11 protein-coding genes are annotated in these 14,448 nt (G+C 53.6%); 9 read left to right on the plus strand and 2 right to left on the minus strand.

Going from position 1 to position 14,448, the window contains the following annotated elements:
- Positions 1 to 141 precede the first annotated feature (141 nt).
- The 7 genes from IB237_RS01720 to IB237_RS01750 all read left to right on the plus strand — a co-directional run bounded on the left by IB237_RS01720 (position 142) and on the right by IB237_RS01750 (position 9,898).
- Positions 142 to 1,986, plus strand: a complete 1,845-nt coding sequence (locus tag IB237_RS01720; protein WP_192486882.1) for an extracellular solute-binding protein — start codon at positions 142 to 144, stop codon at positions 1,984 to 1,986.
- A 145-nt stretch (positions 1,987 to 2,131) separates the two neighbouring features.
- Positions 2,132 to 3,226: a microcin C ABC transporter permease YejB gene (locus IB237_RS01725; protein WP_192486883.1), complete on the plus strand. Its 1,095-nt coding sequence runs from the start codon at positions 2,132 to 2,134 to the stop codon at positions 3,224 to 3,226.
- Positions 3,226 to 4,371, plus strand: coding sequence for an ABC transporter permease (locus IB237_RS01730; protein ID WP_192486884.1), 1,146 nt, complete (start codon positions 3,226 to 3,228; stop codon positions 4,369 to 4,371). Before IB237_RS01725 ends, IB237_RS01730 begins: the two co-directional genes overlap by 1 nt.
- Before the next feature lie 29 nt (positions 4,372 to 4,400).
- Positions 4,401 to 6,029, plus strand: coding sequence for an ABC transporter ATP-binding protein (locus tag IB237_RS01735; RefSeq protein WP_192487824.1), 1,629 nt, complete (start codon positions 4,401 to 4,403; stop codon positions 6,027 to 6,029).
- 146 nt (positions 6,030 to 6,175) lie between these two features.
- Positions 6,176 to 7,423: an FAD-binding oxidoreductase gene (locus IB237_RS01740; protein ID WP_192486885.1), complete on the plus strand. Its 1,248-nt coding sequence runs from the start codon at positions 6,176 to 6,178 to the stop codon at positions 7,421 to 7,423.
- Between the two features lie 359 nt (positions 7,424 to 7,782).
- Positions 7,783 to 8,850 carry a YjgN family protein gene (locus tag IB237_RS01745; protein ID WP_192486886.1) on the plus strand — a complete coding sequence of 356 codons (1,068 nt, stop codon included), beginning with the start codon at positions 7,783 to 7,785 and terminating at the stop codon, positions 8,848 to 8,850.
- Entirely contained in the window at positions 8,840 to 9,898 is a 1,059-nt protein-coding gene (locus IB237_RS01750) for a M48 family metallopeptidase (RefSeq protein WP_192487825.1), read from the plus strand. Before IB237_RS01745 ends, IB237_RS01750 begins: the two co-directional genes overlap by 11 nt.
- Positions 9,899 to 9,931: 33 nt before the next feature.
- On the opposite strand, the gene IB237_RS01755 is transcribed toward IB237_RS01750, so the two are convergent.
- Positions 9,932 to 10,981, minus strand: a complete 1,050-nt coding sequence (locus tag IB237_RS01755) for a Fe(3+) ABC transporter substrate-binding protein (protein WP_371815216.1) — start codon at positions 10,979 to 10,981, stop codon at positions 9,932 to 9,934.
- Positions 10,982 to 11,155: 174 nt separating this feature from the next.
- On the opposite strand from IB237_RS01755, the gene rirA reads away from it, so the two are divergent.
- The gene (gene rirA / locus IB237_RS01760; RefSeq protein ID WP_192486887.1) at positions 11,156 to 11,653 is read left to right on the plus strand and encodes an iron-responsive transcriptional regulator RirA; all 498 of its coding nucleotides are present in this window, start codon (positions 11,156 to 11,158) and stop codon (positions 11,651 to 11,653) included.
- A 155-nt stretch (positions 11,654 to 11,808) separates the two neighbouring features.
- Positions 11,809 to 12,861: an AbrB family transcriptional regulator gene (locus IB237_RS01765; protein ID WP_192486888.1), complete on the plus strand. Its 1,053-nt coding sequence runs from the start codon at positions 11,809 to 11,811 to the stop codon at positions 12,859 to 12,861.
- 90 nt (positions 12,862 to 12,951) lie between these two features.
- Here IB237_RS01765 and IB237_RS01770 read toward each other — a convergent pair whose 3' ends face one another.
- Positions 12,952 to 14,250 carry a TadE/TadG family type IV pilus assembly protein gene (locus IB237_RS01770; protein ID WP_371815217.1) on the minus strand — a complete coding sequence of 433 codons (1,299 nt, stop codon included), beginning with the start codon at positions 14,248 to 14,250 and terminating at the stop codon, positions 12,952 to 12,954.
- Positions 14,251 to 14,448 lie beyond the last annotated feature (198 nt).

Here is a 14,448-nt window from a genome sequence, read left to right on the forward strand (position 1 = left end):
AAACATCATTTTGGTGAAACAATGGTTCTGACGCCTCTGGAGACCGATCCGGATAATTAGCTTGTGAGCCACCCGCCTCTATATTTTGCCGCACTTTCGCTTATGCTTCTGGCACGCGATGACAAAATGGAGATGGACTGCATGCTATTTAACAGGCTGAAACCCTGCCTCATCACCTTGAGCGCATTATCGGTGTTGTCGACACCTTTTTCAGCCTCGGCGCAGGACGCCGACAAGTGGCGCAGCGGTGTTTCCGCGATCGGCGAACTCAAATATCCCGAGGGGTTCGAACGTTTTGCTTATGTCAACCCCGACGCGCCCAAAGGTGGCACGTTGCGTTTGTCGGCTAATGGCACGTTCGATACGCTTAATCTGTTGCTTGACAAAGGTGAGGCTGCCAACGGCTTGGGCCTCGTTTACGATACGCTGATGGTAAGCTCGGAAGAGGAATTGTCAGCCTCTTACGGGCTTTTGGCGGAGGCTGTGAGCTTCCCCGATGATATCTCGAAAGCAGTTTTTCGTCTGCGAAAAGAAGCAAAATGGGCGGATGGCCAGCCTGTGACGCCAGAAGATGTCGTTTTCAGTTTTGAGAAAACCAAGGAGCTCAGCACCAGTAAGGCGAATTATTACGCCCACGTCAGCAAGGCCGAAGTCACAGGCGAGCGCGAAGTGACCTTCACCTTCGATGAGGCAAACAACAAGGAATTACCGCAGATTGTCGGGCAATTGGCCATCGTGCCCAAACATTGGTGGGAGGGCACCGGTCCGGATGGCAAGCAACGCGATATTTCTCGCGTGACGCTGGAGCCGGTTATGGGGTCCGGTCCCTACAAGGTCGCATCCGTCTCGTCAGGGTCTACGTTGACCTATGAATTGCGCGACGATTATTGGGGCAAGGACCTCAACGTTAATGTCGGGCAGAACAACTTCAAGACCATCAGCTACAGCTTCTTTACCGACCAGGATGTGGAATTTCAGGCCTTCAAATCCGGCACGATTGATTTCCGCCAGGAGCAGTCTTCTAGCCGTTGGGTCAAGCAATATGATTTTCCCGCCGTCAAGGATGGTCGGATAACAAAAGAAGAACTGCCGAATGTCTATCGCGCTGCTGGCATCATGCAGGCTTTTGTACCGAACCAGAGACGTGAAAAATTCCAGAACCCGAATATGCGAAAGGCACTGAATTACGCCTTCGATTTCGAGGATTTGAACAAGACACTGGCCTTCGGTCAGTTCCAGCGCATCAACAGTTTCTTCATGGGAAGCGAACTGGCGTCTTCCGGTTTGCCGACAGGCCGGGAGTTGGAAATTCTGACGGAGCTGAAGGATCAGGTTCCACCTGAGGTTTTCACCGCGGAATATCAAAACCCTGTTGCTGGTGATCCCGGCAAACAGCGGACTAATCTTCTTGAGGCGAAGAAGCTGATGGAACTGGCCGGTTATGAATTGCGCGGCAACAAGATGGTCAATGCGCAAACCGGCAAACAGCTTGATATCGAACTGCTGATCGATTCAGTTGGTATGGAGCGTACGGTCACGCCGTTCATCCAAAATCTGAAAAGGATCGGCGTCAACGCAACGCTGCGTACAGTAGATGCATCGCAATACGCCAACCGCGTGCGCAGCTTCGATTTTGACATGATCGTCAAACTTTGGGGAACCTCGGCCAGCCCAGGCAATGAGCAGGCTGATTACTGGGGATCGGCAGCAGCAGACCGCCCAGGGTCGGGGAACGTGGGCGGCATTAAGAACCCTGCCGTGGACGCCTTGGTACGAAAGGTCATTTTTGCTCCAAACCGTGATGAACAGGTGGCTGCTGCCCGTGCACTGGACCGTGTTCTGCTGGCAAACGCCTATGTGGTGCCGCAGTTTTATCGCGGCTTCAGTTCCATTGCCTATTGGAACACGCTGGTTCACCCGAAAGAATTGCCTGAATATGGGCTTGGTTTCCCCAATGCCTGGTGGTCCGCCAGCGCCGGAAAATGATGCGGGTCTTGCTTTATAAGCCAAGCCTTGATTCACATAGCAAATTACGAATCATACAGTGTGCGGGATCTGCCGCACTCCGGAAAGGAAACGGTTTGACGCAGCCGATGACAGCCGAACCCAACTCCCTGAAGCGGAGCACCTGATGGGAGCTTATATTCTGCGGCGTCTGGCCCTGATGATACCGACGATTGTCGGCATCATGGGCATTTCCTTCCTCGTCATCCAGTTTGCCCCGGGCGGGCCGGTGGAGCAGGTTATTGCCCAGCTTTCCGGTTCGGGTGACAGTGCTGCGGACAGGCTTTCCGGTGGTGGCAACATGCTCGGGCAGGCTGGCGCGTTTGATGAGGGTGGCGCCACCTATCGAGGTGCTCAGGGTCTCGACCCAGAGCTGATCGCCAAGCTGGAAAAGCAGTTCGGTTTCGACAAGCCGCCTTTGACCCGCTTTCTTGATATGATGTGGAATTATATCCGCTTCGATTTCGGCGAAAGTTTCTTCAAGGGCCGTTCGGTGGTGGATCTCATCATCGAAAAAATGCCCGTCTCCATCTCGCTCGGCATCTGGATAATGATCATTTCCTATATGATCTCCATTCCGCTCGGCATCAAAAAGGCGGTATCGGATGGTTCGACCTTTGACGTCTGGACGTCGGGCATCATCATCATCGGTTACGCTGTTCCAAGCTTTCTGTTTGGTATTCTGCTGATTGTGTTGTTTGCCGGTGGCTCGTTTTTTGACTGGTTTCCGCTGCGCGGCTTGGTCTCGGATAATTTTGTTTCCCTTCCATGGTGGGAAAAGATCATCGACTATTTCTGGCACCTGGCGCTGCCGTTGACCGCGCTGTCGCTGTCGGCCTTTGCGACAACGACCTTGTTGACGAAGAATTCCTTCATTGACGAGATCAAGAAGCAATATGTCGTCACGGCAAGGGCCAAGGGATTGTCCGAACGCAAGGTCCTGTACGGCCATGTGTTCCGGAACGCCATGCTGATCGTGATTGCCGGTTTTCCTGGCGCATTCATTTCAGCCTTCTTCACCGGATCTCTATTGATCGAGAATATCTTCTCGCTGGATGGTCTTGGCCGTCTCGGTTATCTCGCGGTCATTGAGCGCGATTATCCGATCGTCTTTGGAACGCTGTTCATCTTTTCGCTGATGGGGCTTGTTGTCGGGCTGGTGTCCGACGTCCTCTATACATGGATTGATCCTCGGATCGATTTCGAACGGAGGGACGTGTAATGACCGACGTCACCTCGGGCATCGAAACTACAGCTGCAAAGCCGGACAAACCTTGGTTCTCTCCCACCACCAAACGCCGTTGGCAGAATTTTAAAGCCAACAGACGCGGATACTGGTCGTTCTGGTTGTTCCTGTTTCTGTTTATCGGCAGCCTTTTTGCCGAATTCATCGCCAACGATAAACCGATCCTCGCCTCCTACAAAGGCGAATTGCTGGTACCGGTTCTGGTGGATTATCCTGAAGAAAAGTTCGGCGGTTTTCTTGCACAGACGGATTACAAGTCATCCTTCATCCGTGAGGAAATTGAGAACAATGGCTGGATCATCTGGCCACCGATCCGCTATTCCTATCAGACGGTGAATTCCAATATTCCAAGTTCGGCACCCACGGCACCTTTCTGGATGCTGGACAGTGCGGAGCGTTGCAGTGCCTATCCGCTGGGTGACAAGGATCCGGACTGCACGCTTGGCAACATGAACTGGCTGGGCACCGATAATCAGGCACGCGACGTGACCTCACGTATGATTTACGGCTTCCGTATCTCGGTTTTGTTTGGTCTGGCTCTGACCATTGCCTCGGCTATCGTCGGTGTGACGGCCGGTGCCGTGCAGGGTTATTTTGGTGGCTGGACCGACCTTTTGATGCAACGTTTCATCGAAATCTGGTCGTCCATGCCGGTGCTTTATATCCTGCTGATCATCGCATCGATCTTGCCGCCCGGCTTCTTTATTCTGCTCGGTATCCTGCTGTTGTTTTCATGGGTTGGGTTTGTCGGCATTGTGCGCGCCGAATTCCTGCGCGCCAGAAACTTTGAATATGTCAATGCCGCACGCGCACTGGGTGTCGGCAACTGGACAATCATGTTCCGCCACCTGTTGCCCAATGCCATGGTGGCTACACTGACCTTCCTGCCATTCATCCTGTCGGGATCAATTACCACGCTGACATCGCTGGATTTCCTTGGTTTCGGCATGCCGCCGGGTTCGCCTTCGCTGGGGGAAATGATCTCTCAGGGTAAAAACAACCTGCAGGCACCCTGGCTTGGACTGACGGCATTCTTCACCATGTCCATCATGCTTTCACTGCTGATCTTTGTCGGCGAGGCCGTGCGCGATGCCTTTGATCCGCGCAAGACATTCCGGTGAGCGCGATGTCGAACAAAGTGGCCGATACAATGACCAAACCAATTCTTTCCGTCCGTAACCTGTCGGTAGCGTTTCATCAGGGCGGCAGCCAAAGCATTGCTGTCGACGGCGTGTCCTTCGATATCATGCCGGGCGAAGTGGTGGCGCTTGTCGGGGAATCCGGGTCCGGAAAATCAGTGACAGCAAACTCGATTTTGAAATTGCTGCCTTATCCGGCCGCCAGCCATCCATCAGGCGAAATCCTGTTTGAAGACAAGGATATGCTGAAGCTGCCGGAGCGCGAATTGCGTGCCGTGCGCGGCAACGACATCACCATGATTTTTCAGGAGCCGATGACCTCGCTTAATCCACTGCACACGATTGAGCGGCAGATTGGCGAAATTCTGGAACTGCATCAGGCCATGACAGGCACGCAGGCGCGTGCACGCATCCTGGAACTGTTGTTGCAGGTGGGTATTCGTGACCCCGAGAAACGCCTGAAAGCCTATCCGCACGAACTCTCGGGTGGCCAACGCCAGCGTGTGATGATCGCCATGGCGCTAGCCAACCGGCCAAAGTTGCTGATTGCCGACGAACCGACGACAGCGCTTGACGTGACAGTACAGGCCCAAATTCTGGAACTGCTGCGTAATCTGAAAGAACAGCACAGCATGTCCATGCTGTTCATTACCCACGACCTCGGCATTGTTCGCAAATTCGCCGACCGTGTCTGCGTGATGACCAAGGGCAAGATCGTTGAAACGGGTCCTGTCGAGCAAGTGTTCAACACACCACAACATGCCTATACCCGCCATCTCCTGGCTGCCGAACCGAAGGGTGAGCCGCCCCATTCGGATGACAGCAAACCGGTGGTGATGCAGGGCGATGACATCAAGGTCTGGTTCCCGATCAAGGCTGGCCTGATGCGCAGGGTTGTTGATCATGTCAAGGCTGTCGATGGTATCGATCTAACGCTACGGGCAGGGCAGACACTCGGTGTTGTTGGTGAATCCGGCTCTGGCAAGACCACGCTCGGCTTGGCGCTGGCGCGCTTGATAAGGTCACAAGGGCGGATCAGCTTTCTTGGAAACCAGATCGACGGTTATTCCTTCGAAGATATGAAACCGCTCAGAAACCGCTTGCAGGTGGTGTTTCAGGATCCGTACGGATCGCTGAGCCCGCGCATGTCGGTGGGTGAGATCGTCGCTGAAGGCCTGAAAGTGCATGAAAAGGCACTGTCGTCGGAAGAGCGTGACCGGCGTGTTGCATCAGTGCTGGAGGAGGTGGGGCTTGATCCGGCAACCCGCTGGCGTTACCCGCACGAGTTCTCCGGCGGGCAGCGGCAGCGTATCGCCATTGCACGCGCCATGGTGCTAAAGCCTCGTTTCGTCATGCTGGATGAGCCGACGTCAGCGCTTGATATGAGCGTGCAGGCGCAGGTGGTGGACCTGCTGCGTGACCTGCAGGCCAAACATGATCTCGCTTATCTGTTCATCAGCCATGACCTGAAAGTGGTCAAGGCACTGGCCAATGAGGTCATCGTCATGCGGCAGGGCAAGGTGGTGGAAAAAGGTCCATCCACCCAGATCTTCAACGCCCCGCAGCAGGATTATACCAAGGCGCTGATGGCAGCGGCCTTTAATATCGAGGCCGTGGAAACACCAGCCGTCAATCAATAATTGGCAAGTCCTGACCCGGTGCGGGCTTTGTCCCGTGCCGGTTGTTATTCCCGCGTTATGGCGTGATTTTGCCATTGCTTTCAGTTGGTGGCCGCCGCATGTTCCTCTCATCAGAGGAAGATGATGCGGGTAATGGGACTGGTGGAATGACAGCAGATGTAATCGTATTGGGTGCCGGTATCGTCGGCGTTTCCACGGCGCTGCAACTGGCACGCAAGGGCAAGAGTGTCGTTCTTGTTGACCGGCGTGAACCGGGTGAAGAAACCTCATTTGGCAATGCCGGGCTTATCCAGCGTGAAGGTGTTGTGCCATACGGTTTTCCGCAGGATCCGGGAAAAATCCTCCGTTACGCATTAAACAATAGTATCGACGCACATTACCACCTGTCCGCTTTGCCATCGGTGGTCTCGTTCCTGACCAGATACTGGTGGAACTCCAATGCATCGCGTCATCAGGCGATCGCCCGTGCCTATGCGCCGCTGATCGAACATTCGATTTCCGAACATCAGATATTGATTGAAGCGGCTGGCGCAGGGCACCTGATCGCCAAGAATGGCTGGATGGAGGCGTATCGAACACCTGAAAAGCGCGATGCCGAATATGCAGAGGCTGATCGCATTTCCGCGCAGTATGGCGTGCGTTATACCCGGTTGAGCAAGGGGGAACTGGAACAGGCGGAACCGCATCTCAGCCATGATTTTGTCGGCGCGTTGAAATGGGAAGACCCGTGGTCGGTTCTCGATCCCCGCGGCCTGACGATGGCTTATCTGGCCCTGTTCCAAAGCCTTGGCGGCAAGTTCATAAAAGGAGATGCAACCACCCTTGCGCAAACCGCAACCGGCTGGAAAGTGCGCACGCTGGATGGAGCGGTGGAAGCTGCCGAAGTGGTTTTGGCGCTTGGACCATGGGCGGATGAGGTCACACGTAAGCTGGGTTATCGTTTCACGCTTGGCGTAAAACGCGGTTATCACATGCATTATAATTTGCGTGATGGCGCCAAGCTGAACAACTGGCTTCTGGACGGTGAACGCGGATATTTCCTCGCGCCTATGAGTAAGGGCATTCGTATGACAACAGGCGCAGAGTTTGCGCGTCGCGATGCGCCGAAAACGCCTGTTCAGCTTGACCGCGCCGAAAAGGTTGCCCGGACGATCCTGCCGCTTGGTGACAGGCTGGATGCCGAACCTTGGATGGGTGCGCGACCCTGCACCACAGACATGATGCCGATTATCGGTCGAGCGCCGCGCCATAAAAGCCTGTGGTTTGCGTTTGGACATGCTCACCACGGATTGACGCTTGGGCCAATTACCGGTCGTATTCTGGCCGAGATGATGAATGGCGAAACGACAGTCATTCCCACCGATGCCTACCGCCCGGAACGCTTCAACCCGTGAAGATCGGGCGGATCAATATCTGACCAATCAATTGATTTTTCAATCAAATGATTGGTCGATTTCGTTAAGCTTGTACTTGATCACCTGAAAAAAGATCGTTTAGAAAATGCTCTTGCATTCAGCAAGAAAACAAGACAGAAGCACTCAAGTAATGCAACCGTCTTGGGTTTTACTAACCTTAAGCGTGTGGTGGTGGGGACCGGCCCGATAAATGTCAGGCAACCACATGACAGCGTCGTTCAGCCTTATGGCTGTTATCCAGCGACACTCAGAGTGATTGATCTTTGCATTGCGCTCGCCGGGAAGCATTTTGTTCTCCGGCCCGATGCATGAGTAGACAAGGATGAGAGGACAAATTTATGAATGAAGCTTTTGTTCCTGTCGGAAGACAGGCTGCTTTTGAACGCGGCAGCTTTACTGGGAACGCCAAGGAATATTTCGGCATCTGGATCGTCAACATTCTCCTGACGATCGTGACAATCGGCATTTATTCCGCCTGGGCAAAGGTGCGCCGCAAACGGTACTTCAATGGTAACACCGTTCTTCACGGCCGCGCCTTTGGGTATCACGCCACCGGCGGACAGATTTTCAAAGGCCGCCTGATTGCCTTTGGTTTCATCATTGTCATGAACGTCCTGGCGTTCATTATCCCGCCAGCTGCTCTCCTCTCACCGATCGCTATCCTTATTTTCCTGCCGTGGCTGATGATGCGCAGCATTCGGTTTAACGCACGTGTCACCAGCTATCGCAATGTTCGCTTTGACTTTGTAGGCACCGCAGGCGGCGCATTTGTATCGATCATGCTCGGCAGCATGGTTGCATTCCTGTCTTTCGGTATCCTGGCGCCTTTCAGCAGCCGTTGGGCCACCAAATATGTTTTCGGCAACCTGCGTTATGGCGACCGTCCACTCACGGCTGACCCGACGATTGGTAAGCTTTATAATGCATGGTTCATCCCGGCTGTTATGGTCGTGCTGGGCGGCATTCTGTTCAGCGCGCTTTCGGCAGTATTTCTTGCAACTCTTTCGTCTCTTGAAGGCGAGAGTTCTCAAGTCAGGTTTGCCGCTAGCCTTTACAGCACGATATTCGGTGCGTTTCTGGTCTACGGTCTTGCCGGCATCGTTTACCGCGTTGGTGTCCGCAATGTAGTCGTATCGTCTATGGTGCTGGACGGAAAACACCAGCTGGCTAGTGACCTGGGCCGTGGCCGTTATTTGTGGATCGTTATTTCAAACCTCGTCGTCAGTGTGATGACATTTGGTCTGATGCGCCCTTGGGCGGCGGTGCGCGAAGCACGTTACAGCGTCGAACACACGGCAATTCGTTTTGACGGCGATGTAGGTGAAGTTCTATCGTCCATTGAAGCAACGGGCGCTGCGGTCAGCGCCGAATATATGGACATGGAAGGCTTTGAGTTTGGTTTCTGATATCAGGAACATGGTTTCGGGCGAGTGGCATGCCGCTCGCTCGAACCTTTCAAACCCCGCACAACTCAAACTCAGTGGCCACATGCTGCTGGTTTATGGTGCCAACGACAACAGGGTTTATGTGCAGGCTGATATCGAACTGGTCGAGGTCAGCCAGCGCGTCGGCTCTATTCCTAGGGAAATCACCTTTCCTGATGGCTCGCTGTTTGAAACACCTGATAATGATGGCATCGACACATTGCTGCGTTATCACCGTAAAAAGGGTGTCGGCGTTGTCCATTGGCTGGAACAGTTTCGGCCTCGGCTGATTGGCATAACGGCTGCGGCAGTTTTCCTTGCTTACGCTACCTATCGGCTGGCACTGCCCGCCATGGTGGAGCTTGCGGTTGCGGTCACCCCACCCATGGTGCCGGAGTTGATGTCTTCCAGCACCATGGCAGCACTGGATCGTACGGCTTTTTCGCCGAGTGAACTGACCAACGAAAAACAGGATGAGATCCGGCAGGACTTTGCCAAGATCGCCGCGCATGCAGAAGGGTCGCCTGAGGATTACAAGCTGAACTTCCGCAAGGGCGGGGTCATCGGTCCCAATGCCTTTGCGCTGCCCGATGGTACACTTGTGGTCACGGATGAGCTGGTTTCATTGGCGGGCGACGATCTGCAGATGATCACCGGTGTTCTGGCCCACGAGATTGGCCATGTCGAATATGAACACAGTCTGCGCCAGCTTTACCGCGCAGCCGGTGTGGCCGGTCTGGTCATGCTGGTGGCGGGTGACGTTGGTTCCGCCATGGAAGATATCCTGACGCAGGGCGGTGGCCTTCTGGCGCTGTCGCACTCACGTGATGCCGAAGCCGAGGCTGACAGACGCTCGGTGGAATTGATGCGGGCTGCTGGCCTTGATGCCACGGCGATTGAACGTTTCTTTGCGCTGATGGAAAAAGAGTTCGGTGATCACGACAAGACAAGCATGCTTTCAACCCATCCCGGTACACCGGAACGGCGTGAGGCAATCATCAATTACGATAAGGAATTACAGAGCCGCTGAATGCCTTGAGGCGCGGTGCCTCAAGGCTTCATGTTAGTTCGACGGGCCTTCATTGAAGCCGACTTCGTCCACCAGTTCCGAAGCTTCTTTTCTGTGGGCGGCAATTTCCGTCAGGGACAGTGGATCCGGCTTGATCGGGCCAAAACCTTTGACGACGTCTGACGGCTGCGCACCGGGCAGAACCGGATATTCAAACACTTCCTTTGCGTAGATTTCCTGCGCCTCACCAGAGGCCAGGAATTCCATCAGCTTCAGCGCATTGTCGCGGTTCGGAGCATATTTCGTCATCGCAACGCCCGAGATATTGACGTGTGTGCCGCGATCGGCAGCATTTGGGAAGATGACCCGTACAGCACTGGCCCATTCTTTCTCTTCCGGCTCCTTGTCATTGGTCAGCATCAGGCCGACGTAATAGGTATTGCCAAGCGCGATATCGCACTCGCCGGAAAAAATCGACTTTGCCTGGGTGCGGTCCGTGCCATCAGGCTTGCGGGCCAGATTGTTTTTCAGACCGGTCAGCCATTCGCGGGTGTAGTCGACACCGTGATGGGCAATCATCGAGGCAAACAGCGCAATATTATAGGAGTGCTGACCATCACGAATGCAGATGCGGCCTTTCCACTTGGGGTCTGACAGTTCCTCGTAGGTGATGTCCCTTTGTGTTACGCGGTCCCTGGAAGCGTAAACGACACGGCCACGTGTCGTCAGACCGAACCACTCGCCCTCCGGGTCGCGCAGATTGGCCGGAATGTCCTTTTCAATGACCGGATCATTCAGCACAGGCTGTGTAACGCCGCCCTCCTTGGCCTCGACCAAACGTGCAATATCAACCGTCAGCAGAATATCGGCAGGAGAATTAACCCCCTCCGCTTGAATGCGCTCTACGAGCCCCTTGTCCAGAAACAGCACATTGGTTTCGATGCCGGTCTCTTTGGTAAAGGCGTCCAGCAACGGCTGAATGAGTTCCGGTTGGCGATAGGAGTAAACATTGACTTCACCGTCGGCGAAAGCTGTGGAAACACCGGAGCAAAATAAGCATCCTGTTAACGCAGCCCAAAAAACGCGAGATTTCACGCTTGCCATTGGCCTAGCCTCCATTACATTGCCATTGTTGAGTTGTTTGTTCATGATTCAAGAGAATGGTCAACACGGCTATTTCAGCAATTCTGAAATTTAATGGAATTTTTTCCAATCTTGGAATTGTTCTAAACTGAAAAACAGACTATATAACTCCACAAAGAGAGTTAGGAGATCAGCATGCGCTTGACAAAACAGACCAATTACGCCGTTCGCATGTTGATGTATTGCGCAGCGAATGACGGCAATCTTAGCCGTATCCCGGAAATCGCCAAGGCTTATGGCGTATCCGAATTGTTCCTGTTCAAGATCCTCCAGCCGCTAAACAAGGCAGGTCTGGTCGAGACGGTTCGTGGTCGTAACGGTGGTGTGCGTCTGGGCAAGCCAGCTGACAAGATCAGCCTGTTTGACGTTGTCCGCGTCACCGAAGATAGCTTTGCCATGGCAGAGTGTTTTGAAGATGGTGCTGTCGAGTGTCCACTTGTTGACAGCTGCGGCCTCAACTCAGCGCTGCGTAAGGCTCTGAATGCCTTCTTTGATGTGCTGGCAGAGTATTCCATTGATGATCTGGTCAAGGCCCGTCCACAGATTGGCTTCCTGCTCGGTCTTGATGACATGCCAGCCAGGCGTCATGCGCCAAAGACAACGGCCTCTGCGCCTGTCGCGCCTGCAGCCTGATAATTCATAGACAGAGATTTTCAAAAACCCGCACTTTGTGCGGGTTTTTTATTGGCGAAAAGCAAAACCTGCTTCGCATCTTCCGGCATAGTCGTTAGGCTGATATCAAAATATCCGCCTGTCTTGCATCGCCACATACCGATTGTTTTCCTGCCGTGATTACCAAACCAGAGATCCTCACCCTGCTGCTGACGGTTGTCGTTGGTACTGCCGGGGCCGCACTTGCAGCCATTGCAGGTATTCCTGCACCATTTCTTTCTGGCCCCGCACTTGCCGTTACAATGTGCGGACTTTTCGGCCTCAAACTAGACATTCCCAAACGCGTCCGTGATGCCTGCTTTGTGCTCGTTGGCATTTCCATGGGCACCAGCGTCACGCCTGAAATATTCCACGCCGCGAAATCCTGGCCTTTGAGTTTCGTCGCGGTCGTCGTTACCGTTGTCCTGCTACTGTATTGCGGATACTGGCTGCTGCATTACGTGTTCCGTTATGACCGTACCACCGCCATGCTTGCCGCATCGCCCGGCCATCTCAGCTACATCATCAGCCTGAGTGCTGAAACGCGCAGCGACCTTGCCAGCATCAGCATCATTCAAAGTGTACGCGTTCTTGCTCTGACGTTGTCCGTTCCTCTGATCGTTGAATATTTCGATCTCGTCAGTACCGATATTTCCGCACCGGCCGCCGCCATGAACCCGGTTGTGCTTGTCGTGACATTTGCCTGCGCACTGCTGCTCGGCATGCTGTTTATCCGCTGGCGTTTTCCTGCTGCTCTGCTTTTGGGTGGCATGGTCGTTTCCGTTGCTACCCATATTACCGGCTTTACTGCAGGTGCTGTGCCGCCATGGGCCATCCAGCCGACCTACATTCTGATCGGCTGTCTGATCGGTCTACGGTTTTACAATGTTTCGATTGGCGAACTGAAACGCGCCTTTATCGCCGGTGGAGTTTTGACCATCGTTGTGGTGGGCATTGCCGGTGCCATCGCACTCACCATTTCAAACCTCACTGGCGTGCCCCTGAATGCCGTGATGATTGCATTTGCACCGGGTGGACTGGAAACCATGGCAGCCATGGCCATCATGATGCATGCCGATGCCACCTATGTCGGCTCGCACCATATTTTGCGTCTGCTGTTTTTGTCATTCCTCATGCCAGCGGTTCTCAAAAGAACAAGCGGACCGGAAGATAGGGATGCTGGCAAATAACAGGCCGCGAGGTCGCATCCGGTTGCCTGGTTGGTCGCAAACGAAAATCCCCGGCACTGGACCGGGGATCAAACTGTCAGACTATTGGCGTTAGCGAACCAGTCGTACAGAGCCTACTGTGCCGCTGGAACCGGCAGAGCCGTAGGGCTCCAGCTGCCAGTTGGCGGAGTTGATGATCATCGAATTGACCACCATGGATATCTTGTTGGACTGATTGGTGGTCGAGTTATAGACCACGTCACGGTTCGGCAGATGGATGATGCCCTCCAACTGCTCACCCTTGGAGCCGTTGAAGATATATTGCTGCTTGTTGTTGCTGTTGGAGGCATTGCTGGTGTTTTCAAACATCAGAATGCCCTTGTAGGTGCCGCTTGTTGGTGCGGTTGCCGTAAAGGTTAGTCCACCATTGGCGCGAATTTCGCTGTTAACGTCGGGGAAGTAGAAGGTCACTCCTTCTGCCACAACGGTCGCGCCGCTGTTGATGATCATACGTCCCTTGATAATATGCAGTCCCGGCTCAAATGTAATTTTCGGGCTACCGTTAAATGTCGTTGCACAGTGAACGCCCGACTTCATCACCTGCGTCTGACCGTCGCGCGTGCCGCTTGTTGTGCAAATGGAGGAAACGGTCGGCTCGCTCAACTTGCCAGCATAGGGATTGTCAGCTGCGGCGCAACCCACTTCAAGATTGGTCAGCGTGCCGCCATTCTTGATGTAATTTGTGCCCTTCACGCAGAACCGCATCGTATTGATGGTGGAGCCGCTATTCATGATAAAGGCGGGGTTGCTGGTGGAGTGGACATCGACACCACATTTGGTGGCTTTGACATTGGCTCCGGAATTGATGAGTACAGCCTGGCTCTGCTTACCCATCACGTAAATGCACGGGCCGCCTGTGTCTGCCTTGTCGGCAATCGCGGTGGACGAGACTGAAATGTTCAGTTCATTCAGTCCAGCTAGACCCAAGAAGGATGGTTTGAATTTATCTGCGAATGTGCCGGTTACGCTGCCATCGGGATTGTTGCTGACCGTCAGCACCGCCGCGGAACTCATTTCAACCGTCTGGCCGTCTTTCGTGTCTTCCGGCAGAAACGCGCCCATGAAGTTTTCCACTTCCTGGCGCTGGCTTTTCGCGTCAGATTTCAAAACGGCAGCCAGAACGGCCGCATCCATTTTTTCCTGCAATTCCTGCTTTTTTGCAAAAGCATGGGACATATCAACGGCACCACCTGCTGCAACCAGTAGGACAGGTGCCATCACGGCGGCCATAATACCAAAATTTCCGGAGCGGTCTGAAGTCAAGCCACGTATAATCTGTTTTGTTTTAAATATTTTTGTTTCAAGTCGGGACATCATGTTCAACCGTCGTTTCATATCGAGACAAATCATTCGCTTATAAAATTGTTGTATTTTCAACGCTTTAATATTTTGAAAAGAGTGTAGGCCAACAAACGGTAAACGCGATGCTTGCATTTTTAGCAATTAATGCGTGCGGTAAAATGATTGCTGCAATGACCTTTTTTGGGTTTGCGATCATTTATGAACGTGTTAGGCGAAATTGAAATTTTTTCCTTCCTCCCATTCAGG

It is taken from the genome of Agrobacterium sp. AGB01 (assembly GCF_014851585.1).
GTDB lineage: Bacteria > Pseudomonadota > Alphaproteobacteria > Rhizobiales > Rhizobiaceae > Agrobacterium.

Excerpts from the sequence above, each read along its gene's own strand:
- IB237_RS01755 (WP_371815216.1), bottom strand. The coding sequence starts at position 10,981 with ATGGCAAGCGTGAAATCTCGCGTTTTTTGGGCTGCGTTAACAGGATGC.
- IB237_RS01735 (WP_192487824.1), top strand. The coding sequence starts at position 4,401 with ATGACCAAACCAATTCTTTCCGTCCGTAACCTGTCGGTAGCGTTTCAT.
- IB237_RS01770 (WP_371815217.1), bottom strand. The coding sequence starts at position 14,250 with ATGATTTGTCTCGATATGAAACGACGGTTGAACATGATGTCCCGACTT.
- IB237_RS01720 (WP_192486882.1), top strand. The coding sequence starts at position 142 with ATGCTATTTAACAGGCTGAAACCCTGCCTCATCACCTTGAGCGCATTA.
- IB237_RS01725 (WP_192486883.1), top strand. The coding sequence starts at position 2,132 with ATGGGAGCTTATATTCTGCGGCGTCTGGCCCTGATGATACCGACGATT.
- rirA (WP_192486887.1), top strand. The coding sequence starts at position 11,156 with ATGCGCTTGACAAAACAGACCAATTACGCCGTTCGCATGTTGATGTAT.
- IB237_RS01745 (WP_192486886.1), top strand. The coding sequence starts at position 7,783 with ATGAATGAAGCTTTTGTTCCTGTCGGAAGACAGGCTGCTTTTGAACGC.
- IB237_RS01740 (WP_192486885.1), top strand. The coding sequence starts at position 6,176 with ATGACAGCAGATGTAATCGTATTGGGTGCCGGTATCGTCGGCGTTTCC.
- IB237_RS01730 (WP_192486884.1), top strand. The coding sequence starts at position 3,226 with ATGACCGACGTCACCTCGGGCATCGAAACTACAGCTGCAAAGCCGGAC.